Consider the following 17,276-nt stretch of genomic DNA (forward strand, 5'->3'; position numbering starts at 1 on the left):
CTATGATAACGAACATACTTCTTAAAAGCCTGCGCGGAACCATCACTTTCGGCTTGCTGTTTTTTTTGCTTCAGTTTATTTGGGACGGCTTCAGTATGGAAACGCTGAATTCGGTATTGGAAGACGCTCCGCGGCATCTGTTCATGCTGCTCTTTATTTTTATTACTTTAATACTGCAGAATATCATCAGACAGCAAAGAAAGGTTAAACTACAAAGTGATTTGCGGAAAAAGGTTAACCGCTAGACAACTTGTTACATTGTTAAACTTTTACACAGATAAATTAACTAAAATGACTCCCTTAGAAACCGCACAGTACATGCTTAATCAGGACGAATTCTCAAAATGGATGGGTATAAAACTGGTGGAAGTACGCGAAAAATACTGTCTTCTGGAAATGCCCGTGAAAGCCGAAATGATTAACGGCCTGAAAACCGTACACGGCGGGATTACTTTTTCCCTGGCCGATTCGGCACTCGCATTTTCCAGCAACAACACCAACGAAGCGTCTGTGGCATTGAACTGCGTGATTAATTTTACAAAAGCCGTGCGGATGGGCGATATTCTTACCGCTGAAAGCATCCTTATTTCGGATACACGTAAAACCGGTATTTATGATATATCCATAAAGAATCAGGATCAGGTTTTGGTAGCCTCTTTCCGTGGCACGGTGTATAAAATCGAGAAGAAAGTGACGGACCTTTAACATTAACAGAAAAATGCGCGATCTTAAATTAATGTACTCTACAATTTGTGCAGAGGAAAATGAAATAATAATTAATGACCGGCTGAAATATCAGAAGATATTCTCAATCGTTGCCGGGACAGCTCTTGTGCTGTTTGCACTGACGCATTTAATGATCGGCGGCCTGTCTTTGAGCATCAGTAATCTTTATTATTATTTCTTTTTATTTTGTGGAACTGCCTTCCTGTTGACCAGTTTAGGATTGAACGTGAAAAGCAGGTTTTCAAAAGATGAAATAAAGTCAGTGTACTTTAAAAAGGACATTTTCCGTTATGAGTGGGCTTATCTTTCGCTAAAGGATGGGAGTAAAAGGAAGACGTATTCATTTCCGGATGAAAAGGAAAAGTTGATCAACTTTTTAGATTCCAATAAAATTATTATTCAAAACTGAAAATATATCAAACTGTAAGTGGCAGTTATAAGTCCACCAATCAGCTACAATAAAATATCAATCATGAAACTAAAAAATTATATATACGGCCAGTGGAGCGAAGGTTCCGGCGAAGAAATTCCATTATACAACGCAGTAAACGGTGAATTGGTTGCTATTTCCGATACCGGCGGTATTGATTACCAGCAGGCGCTGGACTACGGACGCACCGTTGGTTATAAAAACCTTTCGTCCATGACCTTTTACGACCGTGGCGAAATGCTGAAGAAGGTCGCTCTTTATCTTCTGGAGAGAAAGAAGAAGTATTATGAGCTTTCTTATAAGACGGGTGCAACACATGCTGATTCGTGGGTGGACATCGAAGGTGGTTTCGGTACGTTCTTCACCTATTCCGGTCTGGCAAAACGGATGTTGCCTAACACGCCGTTCTGGTTGGATGGCGATACGCAGAAGATTTCAGCAAACGGAACGTTCATCGGAACTCATATCCTGACGCCAAGTGAAGGTGTTTCGGTTCAGATCAATGCCTATAATTTTCCGGTATGGGGAATGATGGAAAAACTTTCGACTTCACTTCTGGCTGGTGTTCCAAGTATTGTAAAGCCCGCCACACCGGGATCTTACCTTACCAACGCGGTTTTCACCGATATGATTGAAAGCAGAATTCTGCCTGAAGGTGCCATACAGCTGGTTTGCGGTGAGCCTGGAAATATGCTTGATTATGTTCAGGACGGCGACTCTGTACTTTTTACAGGTTCGGCCAGAACGGGTAAAAAATTGAAATCCCTGCCTTCTGTATCAACCAATGCTGTGCGCTTCAATATGGAAGCCGATTCACTGAACTGCTCCATTTTAGGTTTGGATGCGAAACCCGGCACACCGGAATTTGATCTCTTCATAAAGGAAGTCCGCAATGAGATTACAACCAAGGCGGGTCAGAAATGTACAGCAATCCGCCGTATTATGGTGCCGGAGAATTTGGTTGATGAAGTTCAGAATGCCCTAGGTAAAGCTTTGGACCAGACCAAAATAGGTAATCCGCTGAACCGTGAGACCCGTATGGGTTCTTTAGTTGGCAAACAGCAGTACGAAGAAGTTCTTAAAAATGTTAATCTTCTTAAGGCCGAAACAGAACTTATCTATGACGGGCAGCATGAACTTCTGGATGCCAGTTACGAGTCAGGATCTTTCATGAGTCCGAAAATCTTTTATAACGATAAGCCTTTCGAAAAGAATATCTCTCACGATGTGGAAGCGTTCGGACCTGTTTCTACGCTTATGCCGTACCGCGATGCCGAAGAAGCCGCTGCATTAGCAAAACGCGGAAAAGGAAGTTTGGTGGGTTCCATCGTTTCCAATGACGAAAAATTTGTTGCAGAAACTTCCTGGAAAATGGCTTCGCAGCACGGACGTATTTTCGTCCTGAATCGCGACAGTGCCAAGGAAAGTACCGGTCACGGCTCACCGTTGCCTACACTTATGCACGGCGGACCGGGAAGAGCGGGTGGTGGCGAAGAAATGGGCGGGCTTAACGGTCTGCACTTTTTCCTTCAAAAAACGGCGGTTCAGGGTTCACCGGATATGCTTTCTGCCATTACAAAGGTGTACCAGCAGGGTGCCACGCAGAATTTCTCTGACAGACATCCTTTCAGAAAGTTCTTTGAAGAAGTAGAAATCGGTGATTCGCTGGAAACTGCCGGCAGAACGGTTACTGAAGCCGATATTGTTAATTTTTCCAATGTTTCGTGGGACCACTTCTACGCGCACACTGATTCCACCAGTTTGAACGGAACCATCTTCGACAAAACCGTTGCACATGGATATTTTATCCTTTCAGCGGCAGCAGGTCTGTTTGTTTCCGGCAAAAAAGGGCCGGTAATCGCCAATTACGGACTGGAAAATGCAAGTTTCTTCAAACCTGTATACGCAGGAGATACCATTACTGTTTATCTTACCGCAAAAGAGAAAATAAACAAAGGTGTAAAAGGGCGCAATATCCCGAGCGGCGTAGTAAAGTGGCTTGTTGAAGTTGTGAATCAGCGTGATGAGATAGTATGTGTTGCCACCATCCTTACACTGGTAGCGAAACAGTCGCCGTTTTTGGAGTTGAATGCGAAGGAAATTCAGAAGCGTTTGAACGGATTAGCTGATTGCACCGAAAGAAAGTTCGGAGAAATGACTCCGCAAATGATGGTGGAGCATCTGGAAGAAGTGATGCGCAACGGTTTCAGTAAACTGGATCCCTCAGACTTCCCGGAAATTCCGGCGGAAAAAATGGAATTGCTGCAGGACTGGATTTATACTGACCAAAAGATCAGACCCGGTGCAAAGTATCCAATGCTTGCGGAAGGTGAAATGCCGACCCTCAGATTCAAAAATCTTGCTCAGGCCAAAGAAAACCTTATGCAAACCCTTAAGGAATATCTTATTTACTACCGTGAGAATCCGGACGCGGAACATTTCCATCCGCGTTTCGGAACACTGAACAAAGAAATGATGGAGTTATTCCACAGGAAGCACTTCACGCATCATTTCGAACAGTTCGGATTGTAAAGGGGCGCACAGATTTCACAGATTTGCACAGATATAATTTTTTGCATAGTATTAATTCAAATCGAAATGTATGACAGAAAATGAGATGACATATCTGATTAGAAAGTCAATTTTTGAGGTCTATAATGTGCTCGGTCCTGGATTATTGGAAAGTGTTTATGAAAAGGCGTTAGAGATTGAGCTTGAAAATAACGGTTTAGCACAGGTGCCGCAGTTTCCCATTTCGGTAGATTATAAAGGAATTTCGTTAGGCCTCGGATTTCGGGCAGACATTTTGGTAGAGGAGAAAATCATAATCGAGGTTAAATCAGTGGTAGAATTAGCGCCGGTTCATCATAAACAATTATTAAATTATCTTAAACTAACTAATCTGCATCTAGGTATTTTGGTTAATTTCAACACTGATAATCTGAATGCGGATATTGTCAGAATCATAAACGGTTATGTGTAATAATTATCTGTGTGATCGGTGAAATCTGTGCGCCTTTTATGCACACAGATTTCACAGATTTTCACAGAATCTAAATCATTAAAACTCCATGCAAACGTTCGGCGAAAACAGTGTGATCATTAACAAAATCCGCAACTACCGTGGTTTGCTGGCTCTAGGTTTGCATGTGACTGGAGTCTTTATCAATACGTATGAGACTATGGTATGTTAATAATTATCTGTGTGATCTGTGAAATCTGTGCGCTTTTTATGCACACAGATTTCACAGATTTTCACAGAATCAAAATCATTAAAACTCCATGCAAACGTTCGGCGAAAACAGTGTGATCATTAACAAAATCCGCAACTACCGTGGTTTGCTGGCTATAGGTTTGCATGTGACTGGAGTCTTTATCAATACGTATGAGACTATGGTATGTTAATAATTATCTGTGTGATCTGTGAAATCTGTGCGCTTTTTATGCACACAGATTTCACAGATTTTCACAGAATCAAAATCATTAAAACTCCATGCAAACGTTCGGCGAAAACAGTGTCATCATTAACAAAATCCGCAACTACCGTGGTTTGCTGGCTACAGGTATACATGTGACTGGAGTCTTTATCAAAACGTATGAGACTATGGTATGTTAATAATTATCTGTGTGATCTGTGAAATCTGTGCGGCTTTATGCACACAGATTTCACAGATTTTCACAGAATCTAAATCATTAAAACTCCATGCAAACGTTCGGCGAAAACAGTGTGATCATTAACAAAATCCGCAACTACCGTGGTTTGCTGGCTATAGGTTTGCATGTGACTGGAGTCTTTATCAATACGTATGAGACTATGGTATGTTAATAATTATCTGTGTGATCTGTGAAATCTGTGCGCTTTTTATGCACACAGGTTTCATAAATTTTCACAGAATCAAAATCATTAAAACTCCATGCAAACGTTCGGCGAAAACAGTGTCATCATTAACAAAATCTGCAACTACCGTGGTTTGGTGGCTATAGGTTTGCATTTGACTGGAGTCTTTATCAATACGTATGAGACTATGGTATGTTAATAATTATCTGTGTGATCTGTGAAATCTGTGCGCTTTTTATGCACACAGATTTCACAGATTTTCACAGAATCTAAATCATTAAAACTCCATGCAAACCTTCGGTGAGAAAGTCGTAGAATTCAACAAAAAATTAAAATATACCGGCACACTTCCGGAAGGTTTTGATGTGCTGAACCCTTTTTTCGATAATCCTGAAACGCTGGAGGTTATGACTTCCTTTTACCATAAGTTTTACAGCGATCATTGTTCGAGGAAATTTATCATTGGTATCAATCCCAGCCGGCATGGCGCCGGCGTTACCGGAGTTCCGTTTACGGATACGAAAAGGTTGCAGTCGGTATGTGGGATAGAAATGAAGTCCGCGCATACGCATGAGATTTCATCGGTTTATCTCTATGATGTTATTGAACAGTATGGTGGTGCGGAGCGGTTTTATGCGGATTTTTATATAAATTCGCCGTTTCCTCTGGCTATCATCAGGAAGCAAAAAAATGGAAGTTGGCTGAATGCGAATTATTACGACGACAAGTCACTGTTTGAGGCTGTAAAGAAATTCATGGTTGAAAGCATCAGGAATCATATCAGTTTAGGCCTGGATACTTCGGAAGTGTTTGTTTTGGGAAAGAAAAATGCTGCGTTCATTGAGAAACTCAACAGTGAAAACCATTTTTTCGATAAGTTGACAGTGTTGGAACATCCAAGATACATTCAACAGTACAAAAGCAGGGAGAAACAGTTATACATTGATAAATATTTAATTGCGCTAAATAAAGAATAATGAACAACGGATTTGTAAACCACGAAATCAAGAACAATATTGCCGAAATCACTTTCGGACATCCAAAAAGTAACTCTCTTCCGGGTGAAATCCTGGAAAAACTGGCCCAAACTATTCTGCAAACCGGAAAAGATGCAGCTGTAAAGGCCATCCTACTTAAATCTGACGGAGAGAAAGCCTTCTGCGCCGGTGCCAGCTTCGACGAACTTCTGTCCATTGAAGAGCTTGAAGCTTCTACGAAATTCTTTGGCGGTTTTGCGAAAGTGCTGAACGCAATGCGCAATTGTGGCAAACTGGTAATCGTTCGGGTTCAGGGAAAAACAACCGGTGGTGGAGTAGGAATTGCCTCCGCGGCAGATTACTGTTTTGCTGTTGAGAATGCGGCGATGGCTCTTACAGAACTGAATCTGGGAATCGGACCTTTTGTTATCGGGCCATATGTGGAGAGAAAAATCGGAAAATCTGCATACGCAGCAATGTCAATTGATGCTGATTTCCGCAGCGCAAACTGGTGCGAAAAGCATGATGTTTACCATTCAGTTTCTCCAACGATTGCTGAAATGGATGCAAAACTTGATGAATTTTTGGCTGCGCTTTCGGCTAGAAGTACAGATGCTTTGGCGTTAATCAAGAAAGTATCATGGGAAGGCACCGAACATTTCGAAAGCCTGATGCCGGAAAGAATACACATGAGTGCAAGTCTGATTCTGGAAGATTCAGCCAAACAGAATATTGAAAAAATTAAAGAAAGGTTGCGGGCAAAATAAGACAACGCATTACCATATAATACAAAGAAAGCAAAGATTTCGGTCTTTGCTTTTTCCGTTTATGCCTTCAGCAGATTTATTGAAACAGTCGCCAAATCAGAATCCGGATATTTTTTGAACAGATCTTTATCCACGGTCAGTCCGACTTCATTGCAGATTTTGTGGAAAACATCTACTTCCACAATATACTGATCGGAGAATCCATGGGTAGCATCGTAGGCTGTAGAAGCTGTTTCACCAAGATGTTGACTTGTCAGTTCGGGATTTAGCGTATGAAGTTCAATCACCAGTAAACCGTTCTTTTTAATGTAGGGCAGCCAAAGGTTCAGGTGCTCTTTCAGATTTTCTTCTACAAGCTTATTCGGAATCCTTTTCCCGCGGAAAGCAAAAGCTCCGCTTGAAGTAGAAACTCGATCCGGATTCAAATCCGTGGGATTTTTCCAAATTCTGTTGTGATCCAGAAAGGTGCGGATGTTCACAAGGTCCGACAGGTCTATCTCGTAATTGTCTTTCAGGTCCCGGGCCAACCGGTCAGGATCACCGATATCGCCCCAGATTACCTTTGCCCAGATATCATTGTTGATGAGATTTGCCCGGGTTACATTAAGTGCCGCCTGGTTATAATCGGCGCCAACAAGGAAAAGTGGGTAATCCTCCAGCATTCTGCCACGTAAAGTATGCCTCTCAATAGTTTCGAAAATGTGCTGGATAAAGGCACCGTTGCCACAACCCATATCCAGGATGCCTTTCGGCTGAAGATGGATAGGCTGATTAAAGATCGAAACAATAAAATCTGTCACTACTTTAAAATAAGTGGAATGTGCGCCGCCGCTTCCCCAAACATTCATTTTTCTGTCTACGTGGATTTCGTCCTCGCCTTCAGCAGTTTCGCGCAACTTTTTTGGATCCCCGAAAAGCAGATCTTCCAGTCGGTTAAATAATGGGAGATAAGACACAGTAACACCGTATGAGGCAGCACGGCGAGCGAAATAAAGTCCGCTTTCAGTAAATTTATAGTTCTTGTTATTTTTGGTAAACCATCCCAAGTCAGTCAGGAAATCAAGAATTTTTTCGAAGTTCTCCGGGTTTTTATGAAATTCGACGGCCTGGAATGAGGTTTCCATGAAATATTTATGGAACATACCGTTCATTCCGAGCTGAACAATGATTGGACCTACCAGACAACCTTCGATATGCTTCAAAACCTGTTGCTGAAGTTGCTTTGCTTTTTCGTTTTCGGAAAGTTGAAGTCCAGAATTCTCCCGGAATTCATCAAACAGCTGCACAAGATTGTTGAAGGACTGCGGTTCCAGCTGCTGAAAGTTGAAGCTTGTGGATTCACGCTGAAATGGAATTACTTTTTCATATAGATGAACGAGAGGAAGCAGCTGGTTAGTATGGGCATTTGCAGAAATGGTTACCGTTTCATCTTCACTGTTCAGTCGGTAATCCAGAAATCCCTGTGATGCCAAAACCCGTAATGCCACGTTCAGATAGCCTTCATGTCCGCCTGTTTTGGCCGTAAGTTGCTGCAGTGTTATTGTATTTGTCTCATAGATCAGGTTCAGGATCCGTCTTTTCTGAAGCGCGGCCACCACCGGAGCAGTAACAATTCCGTCAAGGTGTCTGAAAATGGAACTTCGGAGTTCTCTTTTATCCATATTATTTTGTTGAATGATGCTGTTAAATATATGCATATTTTGAATGTCGGCAGATAGTCCCACCATGATTACTTTTAAATTCATCTTATGTTTAAGGTAAAATTTAAAAATAAATAGATTACTGACTCAAATTAATTTTTAACTTTGTAATTCAAAGTGCTTTTTATGGAATCAAAGAATTATCACGAAGACCTGGCTCACATCCGCAGCATGATGGAGCGCAGCTCCCGGTTTATTTCGTTAAGCGGGCTGTCCGGAGTTTTTGCCGGATTGGTGGCATTATTGGGAGCTGTTTATGTCTATTTTGTATTCCAGCGGGAGGGAATCGATTACTTCGATGGGAAAAGAAACGTTTTCAGTGAAGATCTGGTCCGCGAATTAGCAATGATTGGCGCAGCGATACTTGTTCTTGCTGTTTTATCAGGATATATTTTTACGGCCCGGAAGAGTAGGGAGAAAAACCTTCAGATATGGGACCAGACGACAAAAAGACTACTTTTTAATTTTGCCGTTCCTTTGATTACTGGCGGGCTATTCTGTCTTGGGTTGCTCTACCATGAAATCTTTGTCTTTGTGGCACCCACGACCCTGATCTTTTACGGACTTGCTTTGGTTAATGCTTCAAAATACACATTTACAGATATTCAGTATTTAGGTTTGTGCCAAATCGTCCTGGGACTTTTATCTTTCTTTTTCCTGGGCTGGGGTCTTGTGTTCTGGGCATTTGGATTCGGAGTTCTGCATATTGTTTACGGTTTGGTGATGCATAAGAAGTATATGTGAGAAAAGAACCAGGATTAAGACAAAAGTAAAAAGGCAAAAGTAAAAGGTAAGAATGTTGTAATGTACGGTTGGATTAGTTAAAAAGGAAGCACTTTAACATTCACATTTTACATCGGAATAGTATAAATTCTGTTTCGTTAGTAAAGCCTCCGTGATCTCTGTGGTTTAGAAGGTGCAGGAATCAGGAGCCAGAGCCAAGAGCCAGGATCAGGAAACTGGAAGAACAGCAAATAATCAAAAATCAAAAATCCAAAAATTCAAGCAAAGTCCCCAACCCTGTACCTAATTTTAACCTCTAACTTCTAACCTCTAATAATGATAAGTAAACTCAACAAAGAATTTGAAAGCCGCGTCAGACTGGGTATTATGTCCGTTTTGATGGTAAACGACTGGGTTGATTTTACGGAAATGAAAAATTTGCTTGAAATTACCGACGGTAACCTGGCGAGTCACAGCACGGCTTTGGAAAAATCAGAATATATTGAAGTGAAAAAGGAATTTGTAGGCAAGAAACCGAAGACTTCCTATCGCGCAACTGAAACGGGAAAGAAGGCTTTTGGTGAACATCTATCTGCACTGGAAAAGCTACTGGGAAGGTAACCTATATTTTTTTGCTTTTTAGCTTTGAATAACAAAGTACTTTGAATAAAGACAAACTGAGAATAAATGAAATAAATATCAATTCTAATGTAAAAATCTACTTTACAATGAGCTGGAGTATTGGCCTCATGCTATTGCTAGCCAATAAGATGGGCTGGACTGAGGGACTGGAACTGTTAATTTTTACAACAGTAATGAATTTTTTTATAAGTGTTATTGTTTAAATCTTCCTGGTTGCAATGCTGATTACATTCTCCGAAAACAGGATTCAGTTTTTGCATTCGTTGATCCTTCTGCTTTTCAACTTTCCTTTTGTACTGACTTTTTGGTGCATTTTAATCTTAACATACTAATCACAAAATCTGTAATATTATGAAAACACATCAATTGATCCTTCTCACCACTGTACTGTTCGTCACGCTGTTTTATGGCGAAGATATGGGACTAAACTTTGGAATTTTAGGAATTTCCTATGCCTTACTTACGCTTTTCCGAACACCGGAAAGCATCCGTTCACGCCCGTTTCTCATCCTTTTTGTACTGAGCATCCTGTCCAGTGTGGCATTTGCATGGTACGGGGATTTTGCTTCTTTTCTGGCCGTATTTACCTCACTGGCTCTGCTTACATTCAGTTCACGGGACCACAGGTTAAAATCCCTGTTTGTTATTCCCGTTTTCGCTGTAAATTTTATCACCTTTATATACCGCGTCTTTCAGTTTGGCGAATGGCTACCGACCGTAAATACCTCTTCAGCATTTAAAAGACTGATTGCAGTTATTCTGATCCCGGTATTTTTCGTCCTGGCTTTCTTCGGCATCTACTCTTTAGGCAGTACGCACTTTGCGGGAATTTTTGATAATTGGCAATGGGATTTTGATGTCTGGCAGTTTATAGCTCTCAGCGTGTTGGGATTTTTTGTAGCCTTTAACTTCTGGAATTATAAGATTGATAATTTCTTTCCTGCATGGAATAACTATCTGAAGAACGATTTTGATGCCGACCAACAAGCCCAAAAGCCCACCTCGTCATTTCTTGGTATTGATTCCGAAAGGACCAGTGGGGTAATCTCTTTTGCCGCCCTCAATCTACTGCTACTGATTTTCATCGTAACCTTTAATTTTGAACAGTTTTTTGAAACATCCACTTCCGCCAGTGAACTGTCCAGCGAAACACACGACCGGGTGAACGCTGTAATCCTGTCAATAGTAATGGCAGTCGTGGTAATCATGTTCTATTTCAAGGGAAGTTTTAATTTTGACCAGAAAGCCAGACCATTAAAACTTCTTGCGCAAATCTGGCTCACACTTAATATGATTTTAGTGATTTCCGCTATAATCAAGAATTCAGAGTACATTCTTAATCTCGGACTCACATATAAGCGACTGGGTGTATATGCCTTTTTAGTTTTGTGCATCATAGGCCTTTCACTTACTTTTATAAAAATCCGGAAACAGAAAACCAATGCATTCCTGTTTAATCATATGGCCTGGTATTTCTATGGAACAGTATTAATTGCGGCATTCATCAACTGGGGATATTTGGCAACGTCTTACAACATCAATAACAATAAGGGTAATTTCAATTTTCATCAAAGTATGAATTATAATGAAGATCTTCTTTTTGAAAAGTATCCCGAAGAAGTCCGGAAATCAATTATTCCGCATGAAATTAGATGGGAACAGGACAAAACATTTCTGTCGAGTATCCTGTATTACAAGACATTAAATTTTGACAAATGAGAATAACTGTAATTGCACTTGCCTTGTTAATGACCTCCTGCAGTAAGAAAGAAGCTGTGGGCGACACTCCAGCGAACGATTCTTCATTCACTAAAGAAAACAAGTTTGATATTGGAAGAAGCTCTAAGGAAAACGGGGTTGTTACTGCAGATGAAAATAAAAACGCAGAGGCTGTATCGCCAAATTTCAGAATAGTGGAAGGCAATAAAATCATAAAGACAATCAAGGGAGATATGATTCCGCTCGTTGTTCAGGATGAATTTAAAAATGCAGATCAGCAGTTTATTCTGAAGATTAAGAACCTGAAACCTTCCAAAATTGTGGTTAAAATTATTCCTTCAGATCCGCAGATGAATATCCGTATCAATCAGATACGTCTCGCGAATGGCGAGTACGACGGTCCTTTCAGCCGCGAGTCGACTTTTGAGATAAAGGAGGAGGGTGACTTCTGGCTCATGGTGGGTAAGAGTAATATGGCTTCAGGCCCAGCTACGGGTAAATTCTCAGTTGAAATAAGATAGCAGTGTTAATTACTGTTAACGAAAATTACTATGGTACAATATCTGAAGTAGGGTTCGCAGAAAATCAATCCTATGAAAAATTTATTTCTTTCCGCAATTGTTGCTACAGCTGCTGTAGCCAGTTGTTCTACCGTTTCGTCAATTATGCAGAATACATTTCCCTATACCACTAATATGGTTGTTACACAGGGATCTCCGGCCAATACAACACTCACAGCCGTGGGAGCGGGTACCAGTATTAATCAGTTAGTAGGGGCAACGGCAAATGTGAAAGAAATTCGGGTGGCAAGCGCCAATATGACTGTCACTGCTGGCGCACAGAGTATGGGTGTGTTCCAAAGCGTAAAAGTATATCTGTCTGCAGGAGGTAGCGAAGTTCTGATAGCTTCCCGTGACAATATCGCTGATAACATTGGTAACACCCTATCACTGGATGTCAATTCCAATCAGGTTTTGGATAATGTAATGAAATCCGGTAACGCTGTTCAGCAAAGAATTGTATATGTACTGAAGAGTACGCCGGCTACCGATTTAGGAATCAGGACTTCAATGAATTTCAGCAGCCTGCCGGTTACATCCAACTAAGCACCAATTTCTCATTTATATATTTCAGTTGAAGCCTTCATTTTTTAAATGGAGGCTTTTTTGTTATGCTTTGCTGTCCATCACTATGGTTACAGGTCCGTCGTTCAGCAGTGAAACCTTCATATCTGCTCCAAAAATTCCGCTTTCGACCTTTACTGAGGATTTTGAAAGTTCAGATTTGAAAAATTCAAATAAAGGAACAGCTTTGTCCGGCCTTGCAGCTCTGATAAATGAAGGACGGTTGCCTTTTCGGTAATCGGCGAGGAGTGTAAACTGGCTGATACAAAGTATTTCCCCGTTTACATCGAGCACGGATCGGTTCATTTTACCATCTTCATCACTGAATATCCGCAAATTCAGGATCTTTGAAGCCAGCCATTCCGCATCCTTTTCCTCATCGCTATCTTCAATGCCAACAAGCACTAGAAGTCCACCACCAATTTCACCTGCACTTTTTCCCTCTACCTTTACGCTGGCCTCCGAAACCCTCTGTACTACTATCCTCATTCTAAAAGCTAATTATATATAGTAAGTACGTTACTGCCCGCATTATAATTAGACTGATAGGTCTTAGGTGGCACCTGTGCGATTTGTGTGGGTTCGCCTGTGTACAGAATCCACTCGGCACCGTCCTTTGCACACGTAATTTTAATATTGTCCGTCACAGTGAGCGTGGTGTTGGAATCCGGACAAAGATGGGGTGCATTTCGGTCGTAAACTTTGAAACCTGTAGTAGTACGGACAACAATCAGTCCGCGCGTGCCCGGGCTCTGTTCATTTACATATATCCATCCGCCCACATTCTGCAGGCTTTGGTAGGCAGGTAAATTCAGGTTTAAAAGCACATTAATCTGAGTATCGGGAAAGCAACTCACTGTTTCGGCACTCCGTCCGCAGGAGTTTAGGTTTAATGCGCTGAATACCAGAATAAACACGGTTGCTATCAGGCTTCCTGCTTGTTTCATATTAAATTTAATTTTATATATTTGTACAACGAAATACAAATATAATCATTGTCCGGGCTGTAATGGTCGGATAATTTTTTTTTACTTAATTCAAAAAAGAGATCATGGCAACATACGTAACCCAGGAGGGTTTGGATAAGATGAAATCCGAACTGGACAAACTTGAAAGTATCGAAAGACCGAAGATTACCCAGCAGATTGCCGAGGCACGCGATAAGGGTGATTTGTCCGAAAATGCCGAGTATGATGCTGCAAAGGAAGCGCAGGGAATGCTGGAAATGAAAATTTCCAAACTCAAAGACCTGGTTTCTAATGCCAAAGTGATTAATGAAAATTTACTGGATACTTCTAAAGTCTCCATACTAACCACTGTAAGACTGAAAAATAACGGAACCAAGCAAGAGCAGAAGTTTACTCTGGTTCCCGATAATGAAAGTGATCTGAAAAGCGGTAAGATTTCTGTTAATACGCCTATTGCAAAAGGATTGTTGGGTAAAGCTGTGGGCGACCAGGCTGAAATCGAGCTTCCAAACGGAAACAAGCTTTCTTTTGAGGTTCTGGAAATCTCTCTGTAATATTGGTAACTAACGAAGTTCTACCCTTAGAATTGAAACATGAGCACAGTATTCACTAAAATTATTAATGGCGAAATCCCTGCATATAAGATTGCGGAAGACGACCGTTTTCTGGCATTCCTGGATGTAATGCCACTGGCAAAAGGACACACGCTGGTTATCCCGAAAAAAGAAACAGATCTTATCTTCAACATAGAAACAGAAGAGTATAAAGATCTTTGGGCATTTGCACAAAAGGTGGCTGCCAAGGTTGGCAAAGCCATTCCCTGCGTCCGGGTTGGAGTAGCTGTAGTGGGGCTTGAGGTTCCCCATGCGCACATTCATCTAGTCCCGTTAAATTCCATAGGTGATCTCAATTTTGCTAATGAGAGGCTTAAACTAAGCGAAACAGAATTCAGGGATATTCAGGAAGCTATTATCCAGGCCTGACTGTAAATTAAAGTCGTAAAATTTGTTTTTTTACGACTTTTTCATCCGGTGAACAGCACCAACCTTACAAATTATATTTAAGAAAAAACATGAATAAAAATCAGTGTTCATTTTGTGGCAGGAAAAGAAACGAAGTAGAGATGCTTGTCGCGGGCCAGGAAGGTTTTATTTGCGAAACCTGTATCGAGCAGGCGCACGGTATCGTGAAGGAAGGTGCGAAGAAGGATGGTTCTTCACCTGCGCAAAAGCTGGAGGATCTGAAGAAGCCAAAAGTGATCAAAACCTATCTGGATGAATATGTAATCGGACAGGATCAGGCTAAAAAACAGCTCTCTATTGCTGTATATAATCATTACAAAAGGTTGCTTCATTCCAAAGTTGAAAACAGGGAAGTAGAGATCGAGAAATCCAATATCATAATGATTGGCGAAACCGGTACGGGTAAGACCCTTTTGGCAAAAACAATTGCCCGGGAACTTAATGTCCCTTTCTGTATTGTTGATGCTACTATTCTTACGGAGGCAGGTTATGTAGGCGAAGATGTGGAAAGTATTCTGTCCAGACTTCTTATGGTGGCGGATTATGATGTGGAAAAAGCCGAGCGCGGAATCGTATTCATCGATGAAATTGATAAGATTGCCAGAAAATCGGATAATCCCAGCATCACCCGCGACGTTTCCGGTGAAGGTGTGCAGCAGGGCTTATTGAAACTTCTGGAAGGAAGTATTGTAAATGTTCCGCCGCAGGGTGGCCGCAAGCACCCGGATCAGAAATATATTCAGGTTAATACTCAGAACATTTTGTTTATAGCCGGTGGGGCTTTCGACGGTATTAAGGAAATCATTGAAAGAAGACTGAACAAACAGGCTATCGGTTTCAGTGCAGAAAAACTGAACAATACTGCTGAAGAAAGTTATATCCTGAGCCAGATAAATGCGATTGACTTAAGGAAATTCGGACTTATTCCTGAACTTTTGGGGCGTTTTCCAATCGTAACACATCTGGATGCGCTTACTAAAGAAACAATGATCCGTATTATGACGGAGCCTAAGAACTCTATAGTTAATCAGTTTGTGGAACTCTTCAAAATGGACGGAATCAAGCTTGAATTTACAGAAGGTGCAATTGAAAGAATTGTGGAGGAAACCATTGAGAAAGGTCTCGGAGCTCGTGGTCTTAGAGGTACTACCGAAAAAGTGCTGGAGGATCATATGTTTTCAATTGGCGAGCATGAGGAAATCATCCTTAATGCAGATGATATCAAAATAGGCAGTTAATTAGTTACCATCCATCAGCATCGGGCTTTTTAACCATTCCAGGAAATTACAATCAATAAATGCAACAAAACCAACCTTTATAAGGTGGAATTATACGTACATGAGTAAACACGCACTTCTTATAGCCATTCTCGCGGGATCATTTATGCAGGCCCAGTTCTCAGTTACCGTTGAGGCGCCCGCTTCATTCAATGCAAAAGAGGCAGTTCTTTATACGCTTAACGGCTCAAAAGACATCATTGTTTCCAGAGAACTTAAAAAGAATATGGCTTGGTCTTTCAAAGTGCCGCAGCGATATGTGGGGATGATGAAAATTTATTTCCCGGAAAACAATGCGTCATTCAGTATGATTTCCGAAAATAAAGATATCAGTCTTAAACTCGAATCCGACGGCAATAAAGTTAATGTGATATACAAAGATCCCGTGAACATGCTGATGGAAAAAGTACAGGACCAGCAGAAGAAAAAAGATTTGATTTATCCTGCTCTTGTACAGATTAAAGACTATTACAGGCCCAGCTCAGATTTTGGAAAGGCTTTGGACAAAGAAATCCAGGAAATTGGCCGCTCCTATACGGTAGATGCCTCCAGTAATCCATTTGTGAGCTTTTACAATACCAATTACAATAAATTTCTGGTCGAAAAGTCACCCGAAAATACTCCTGCACAGGCCGAAATTGCAGATTTTATCTCTAATTCCGGCGAGATGCTGGAGTCGTCGTCACTATTACGTCCTCTGTTGGTTAATTTCCTGAACTCCGCGGGAAGTGCAAATGTTGATGCCTCCGTTGATGCTTTGCTGAAAAGACTGAATGTAGAGACCCCCCGCGGGCAGACGGTTATGTCTGAACTCATTGATATTTTCGATGTGTATGGAATGACTGCCTTAAAGGACAAATACCTTACTCAGGCAAAAAATCTTAAATGTACGATCAACGACAGGTTGGCTTCTACAATTAAGGCGAATAACAATGTGGAAATGGGAGCCATTTTCCCCGATTATAAATTTGCACGTGTTTCCAACACAGCATCCAAAAATCTTCACAGCGTGAAGGCTGACAAAAAAGTAATCGTATTCTGGTCCAGTACATGCTCACATTGTGAAGCTGAGCTTCCTAAACTGCTGGAAAAGTATAATGCAATGAAGGCTCAGAATATTGAGGTTGTTGGATTTTCTCTGGATACAGACCGCAGTGTTTACGAAAGCAAGGTTACGGCACTGCCTTGGATTAATGACAGTGAACTGCGTGGGTGGAACAGCACCTATACTGAAACCTATAATATCCATGCTACGCCTACATACTTCATCGTCGATGCTCAAAACCGCATTATTGCGAAGCCCGATCATGTAAGTGATGTTTTACAGTTTTTAAAGCTAAAATAATTTTGCCAGATTTTAAAA

The 17,276-nt window shown here is 41.2% G+C and carries 23 protein-coding genes; 20 read left to right on the forward strand and 3 right to left on the reverse strand.

The features are described 5' to 3' along the window. Positions 1–2 precede the first annotated feature (2 nt). The 11 genes from H1R16_RS09515 to H1R16_RS09540 all read left to right on the forward strand — a co-directional run bounded on the left by H1R16_RS09515 (position 3) and on the right by H1R16_RS09540 (position 6,738). Entirely contained in the window at positions 3–245 is a 243-nt protein-coding gene (locus tag H1R16_RS09515; RefSeq protein WP_181886820.1) for a hypothetical protein, read from the forward strand. A gap of 46 nt (positions 246–291) precedes the next feature. Then, on the forward strand, positions 292–705 hold the full coding sequence (locus H1R16_RS09520; RefSeq protein WP_181886819.1) for a PaaI family thioesterase: 414 nt from the start codon (positions 292–294) through the stop codon (positions 703–705). Positions 706–1,195: 490 nt separating this feature from the next. Continuing rightward, on the forward strand, positions 1,196–3,688 hold the full coding sequence (gene paaZ / locus H1R16_RS09525) for a phenylacetic acid degradation bifunctional protein PaaZ (protein ID WP_181887365.1): 2,493 nt from the start codon (positions 1,196–1,198) through the stop codon (positions 3,686–3,688). A 70-nt stretch (positions 3,689–3,758) separates the two neighbouring features. Further along, complete coding sequence (locus H1R16_RS09530) at positions 3,759–4,139, forward strand: GxxExxY protein (protein ID WP_181886818.1); 381 nt, start codon at positions 3,759–3,761, stop codon at positions 4,137–4,139. Between the two features lie 88 nt (positions 4,140–4,227). Next, complete coding sequence (locus H1R16_RS12310) at positions 4,228–4,350, forward strand: hypothetical protein (protein ID WP_259373842.1); 123 nt, start codon at positions 4,228–4,230, stop codon at positions 4,348–4,350. 88 nt (positions 4,351–4,438) lie between these two features. Next, the gene (locus H1R16_RS12315) at positions 4,439–4,561 is read left to right on the forward strand and encodes a hypothetical protein (protein WP_259370312.1); all 123 of its coding nucleotides are present in this window, start codon (positions 4,439–4,441) and stop codon (positions 4,559–4,561) included. 88 nt (positions 4,562–4,649) lie between these two features. Further along, positions 4,650–4,772 (forward strand): hypothetical protein, encoded by a 123-nt coding sequence (locus H1R16_RS12320; RefSeq protein WP_259370313.1) that lies wholly within the window; start codon positions 4,650–4,652, stop codon positions 4,770–4,772. Positions 4,773–4,859: 87 nt separating this feature from the next. After that, a complete protein-coding gene (locus H1R16_RS12325) occupies positions 4,860–4,982 on the forward strand; it encodes a hypothetical protein (RefSeq protein WP_259370312.1) in 123 nt (40 codons plus the stop codon). A gap of 88 nt (positions 4,983–5,070) precedes the next feature. After that, the gene (locus tag H1R16_RS12330; protein WP_259370311.1) at positions 5,071–5,193 is read left to right on the forward strand and encodes a hypothetical protein; all 123 of its coding nucleotides are present in this window, start codon (positions 5,071–5,073) and stop codon (positions 5,191–5,193) included. A gap of 88 nt (positions 5,194–5,281) precedes the next feature. After that, positions 5,282–5,971 (forward strand): SMUG2 DNA glycosylase family protein, encoded by a 690-nt coding sequence (locus H1R16_RS09535; protein ID WP_181886817.1) that lies wholly within the window; start codon positions 5,282–5,284, stop codon positions 5,969–5,971. Further along, positions 5,971–6,738, forward strand: coding sequence for an enoyl-CoA hydratase/isomerase family protein (locus H1R16_RS09540; RefSeq protein ID WP_181886816.1), 768 nt, complete (start codon positions 5,971–5,973; stop codon positions 6,736–6,738). Before H1R16_RS09535 ends, H1R16_RS09540 begins: the two co-directional genes overlap by 1 nt. Before the next feature lie 59 nt (positions 6,739–6,797). On the opposite strand, the gene H1R16_RS09545 is transcribed toward H1R16_RS09540, so the two are convergent. Further along, positions 6,798–8,399: a class I SAM-dependent methyltransferase gene (locus tag H1R16_RS09545; RefSeq protein WP_181887364.1), complete on the reverse strand. Its 1,602-nt coding sequence runs from the start codon at positions 8,397–8,399 to the stop codon at positions 6,798–6,800. A 165-nt stretch (positions 8,400–8,564) separates the two neighbouring features. Between H1R16_RS09545 and H1R16_RS09550 the strand changes: the two genes are divergently transcribed. The 5 genes from H1R16_RS09550 (at position 8,565) to H1R16_RS09570 (ending at position 12,628) form a co-directional block, all read left to right on the forward strand. Beyond that, the gene (locus tag H1R16_RS09550; RefSeq protein WP_181886815.1) at positions 8,565–9,182 is read left to right on the forward strand and encodes a hypothetical protein; all 618 of its coding nucleotides are present in this window, start codon (positions 8,565–8,567) and stop codon (positions 9,180–9,182) included. Between the two features lie 315 nt (positions 9,183–9,497). Next, complete coding sequence (locus tag H1R16_RS09555; RefSeq protein ID WP_181886814.1) at positions 9,498–9,782, forward strand: winged helix-turn-helix domain-containing protein; 285 nt, start codon at positions 9,498–9,500, stop codon at positions 9,780–9,782. 372 nt (positions 9,783–10,154) lie between these two features. Then, on the forward strand, positions 10,155–11,522 hold the full coding sequence (locus H1R16_RS09560; protein WP_181886813.1) for a DUF4153 domain-containing protein: 1,368 nt from the start codon (positions 10,155–10,157) through the stop codon (positions 11,520–11,522). Continuing rightward, the gene (locus H1R16_RS09565; RefSeq protein WP_181886812.1) at positions 11,519–12,043 is read left to right on the forward strand and encodes a hypothetical protein; all 525 of its coding nucleotides are present in this window, start codon (positions 11,519–11,521) and stop codon (positions 12,041–12,043) included. Before H1R16_RS09560 ends, H1R16_RS09565 begins: the two co-directional genes overlap by 4 nt. A 72-nt stretch (positions 12,044–12,115) precedes the next feature. Next, complete coding sequence (locus tag H1R16_RS09570) at positions 12,116–12,628, forward strand: hypothetical protein (protein ID WP_181886811.1); 513 nt, start codon at positions 12,116–12,118, stop codon at positions 12,626–12,628. Positions 12,629–12,691: 63 nt separating this feature from the next. Here H1R16_RS09570 and dtd read toward each other — a convergent pair whose 3' ends face one another. Beyond that, entirely contained in the window at positions 12,692–13,135 is a 444-nt protein-coding gene (dtd, locus tag H1R16_RS09575; protein ID WP_181886810.1) for a D-aminoacyl-tRNA deacylase, read from the reverse strand. Between the two features lie 8 nt (positions 13,136–13,143). Continuing rightward, positions 13,144–13,593 (reverse strand): hypothetical protein, encoded by a 450-nt coding sequence (locus H1R16_RS09580; protein WP_181886809.1) that lies wholly within the window; start codon positions 13,591–13,593, stop codon positions 13,144–13,146. Between the two features lie 104 nt (positions 13,594–13,697). On the opposite strand from H1R16_RS09580, the gene greA reads away from it, so the two are divergent. The 4 genes from greA to H1R16_RS09600 all read left to right on the forward strand — a co-directional run bounded on the left by greA (position 13,698) and on the right by H1R16_RS09600 (position 17,258). Beyond that, the gene (gene greA, locus H1R16_RS09585; protein ID WP_181886808.1) at positions 13,698–14,168 is read left to right on the forward strand and encodes a transcription elongation factor GreA; all 471 of its coding nucleotides are present in this window, start codon (positions 13,698–13,700) and stop codon (positions 14,166–14,168) included. A 39-nt stretch (positions 14,169–14,207) separates the two neighbouring features. Next, entirely contained in the window at positions 14,208–14,597 is a 390-nt protein-coding gene (locus tag H1R16_RS09590) for an HIT family protein (protein ID WP_181886807.1), read from the forward strand. An 89-nt stretch (positions 14,598–14,686) separates the two neighbouring features. Beyond that, a complete protein-coding gene (clpX, locus tag H1R16_RS09595) occupies positions 14,687–15,874 on the forward strand; it encodes an ATP-dependent Clp protease ATP-binding subunit ClpX (RefSeq protein WP_181886806.1) in 1,188 nt (395 codons plus the stop codon). A 100-nt stretch (positions 15,875–15,974) separates the two neighbouring features. Next, positions 15,975–17,258, forward strand: coding sequence for a TlpA family protein disulfide reductase (locus H1R16_RS09600; RefSeq protein WP_181886805.1), 1,284 nt, complete (start codon positions 15,975–15,977; stop codon positions 17,256–17,258). The last annotated feature ends 18 nt before the right edge of the window (positions 17,259–17,276 follow it).

Source organism: Marnyiella aurantia, from assembly GCF_014041915.1.
Lineage (GTDB): Bacteria > Bacteroidota > Bacteroidia > Flavobacteriales > Weeksellaceae > Marnyiella > Marnyiella aurantia.

What these genes read in the sequence shown, in the direction of transcription:
- H1R16_RS09515 (WP_181886820.1), top strand. Translation starts at nt 3, where the DNA reads ATGATAACGAACATACTTCTTAAAAGCCTGCGCGGAACCATCACTTTC.
- H1R16_RS09520 (WP_181886819.1), top strand. Translation starts at nt 292, where the DNA reads ATGACTCCCTTAGAAACCGCACAGTACATGCTTAATCAGGACGAATTC.
- H1R16_RS09530 (WP_181886818.1), top strand. Translation starts at nt 3,759, where the DNA reads ATGACAGAAAATGAGATGACATATCTGATTAGAAAGTCAATTTTTGAG.
- H1R16_RS12310 (WP_259373842.1), top strand. Translation starts at nt 4,228, where the DNA reads ATGCAAACGTTCGGCGAAAACAGTGTGATCATTAACAAAATCCGCAAC.
- H1R16_RS12315 (WP_259370312.1), top strand. Translation starts at nt 4,439, where the DNA reads ATGCAAACGTTCGGCGAAAACAGTGTGATCATTAACAAAATCCGCAAC.
- H1R16_RS12320 (WP_259370313.1), top strand. Translation starts at nt 4,650, where the DNA reads ATGCAAACGTTCGGCGAAAACAGTGTCATCATTAACAAAATCCGCAAC.
- H1R16_RS12325 (WP_259370312.1), top strand. Translation starts at nt 4,860, where the DNA reads ATGCAAACGTTCGGCGAAAACAGTGTGATCATTAACAAAATCCGCAAC.
- H1R16_RS12330 (WP_259370311.1), top strand. Translation starts at nt 5,071, where the DNA reads ATGCAAACGTTCGGCGAAAACAGTGTCATCATTAACAAAATCTGCAAC.
- H1R16_RS09535 (WP_181886817.1), top strand. Translation starts at nt 5,282, where the DNA reads ATGCAAACCTTCGGTGAGAAAGTCGTAGAATTCAACAAAAAATTAAAA.
- H1R16_RS09540 (WP_181886816.1), top strand. Translation starts at nt 5,971, where the DNA reads ATGAACAACGGATTTGTAAACCACGAAATCAAGAACAATATTGCCGAA.
- H1R16_RS09545 (WP_181887364.1), bottom strand. Translation starts at nt 8,399, where the DNA reads ATGGATAAAAGAGAACTCCGAAGTTCCATTTTCAGACACCTTGACGGA.
- H1R16_RS09550 (WP_181886815.1), top strand. Translation starts at nt 8,565, where the DNA reads ATGGAATCAAAGAATTATCACGAAGACCTGGCTCACATCCGCAGCATG.
- H1R16_RS09555 (WP_181886814.1), top strand. Translation starts at nt 9,498, where the DNA reads ATGATAAGTAAACTCAACAAAGAATTTGAAAGCCGCGTCAGACTGGGT.
- H1R16_RS09560 (WP_181886813.1), top strand. Translation starts at nt 10,155, where the DNA reads ATGAAAACACATCAATTGATCCTTCTCACCACTGTACTGTTCGTCACG.
- H1R16_RS09565 (WP_181886812.1), top strand. Translation starts at nt 11,519, where the DNA reads ATGAGAATAACTGTAATTGCACTTGCCTTGTTAATGACCTCCTGCAGT.
- H1R16_RS09570 (WP_181886811.1), top strand. Translation starts at nt 12,116, where the DNA reads ATGAAAAATTTATTTCTTTCCGCAATTGTTGCTACAGCTGCTGTAGCC.
- dtd (WP_181886810.1), bottom strand. Translation starts at nt 13,135, where the DNA reads ATGAGGATAGTAGTACAGAGGGTTTCGGAGGCCAGCGTAAAGGTAGAG.
- H1R16_RS09580 (WP_181886809.1), bottom strand. Translation starts at nt 13,593, where the DNA reads ATGAAACAAGCAGGAAGCCTGATAGCAACCGTGTTTATTCTGGTATTC.
- greA (WP_181886808.1), top strand. Translation starts at nt 13,698, where the DNA reads ATGGCAACATACGTAACCCAGGAGGGTTTGGATAAGATGAAATCCGAA.
- H1R16_RS09590 (WP_181886807.1), top strand. Translation starts at nt 14,208, where the DNA reads ATGAGCACAGTATTCACTAAAATTATTAATGGCGAAATCCCTGCATAT.
- clpX (WP_181886806.1), top strand. Translation starts at nt 14,687, where the DNA reads ATGAATAAAAATCAGTGTTCATTTTGTGGCAGGAAAAGAAACGAAGTA.
- H1R16_RS09600 (WP_181886805.1), top strand. Translation starts at nt 15,975, where the DNA reads ATGAGTAAACACGCACTTCTTATAGCCATTCTCGCGGGATCATTTATG.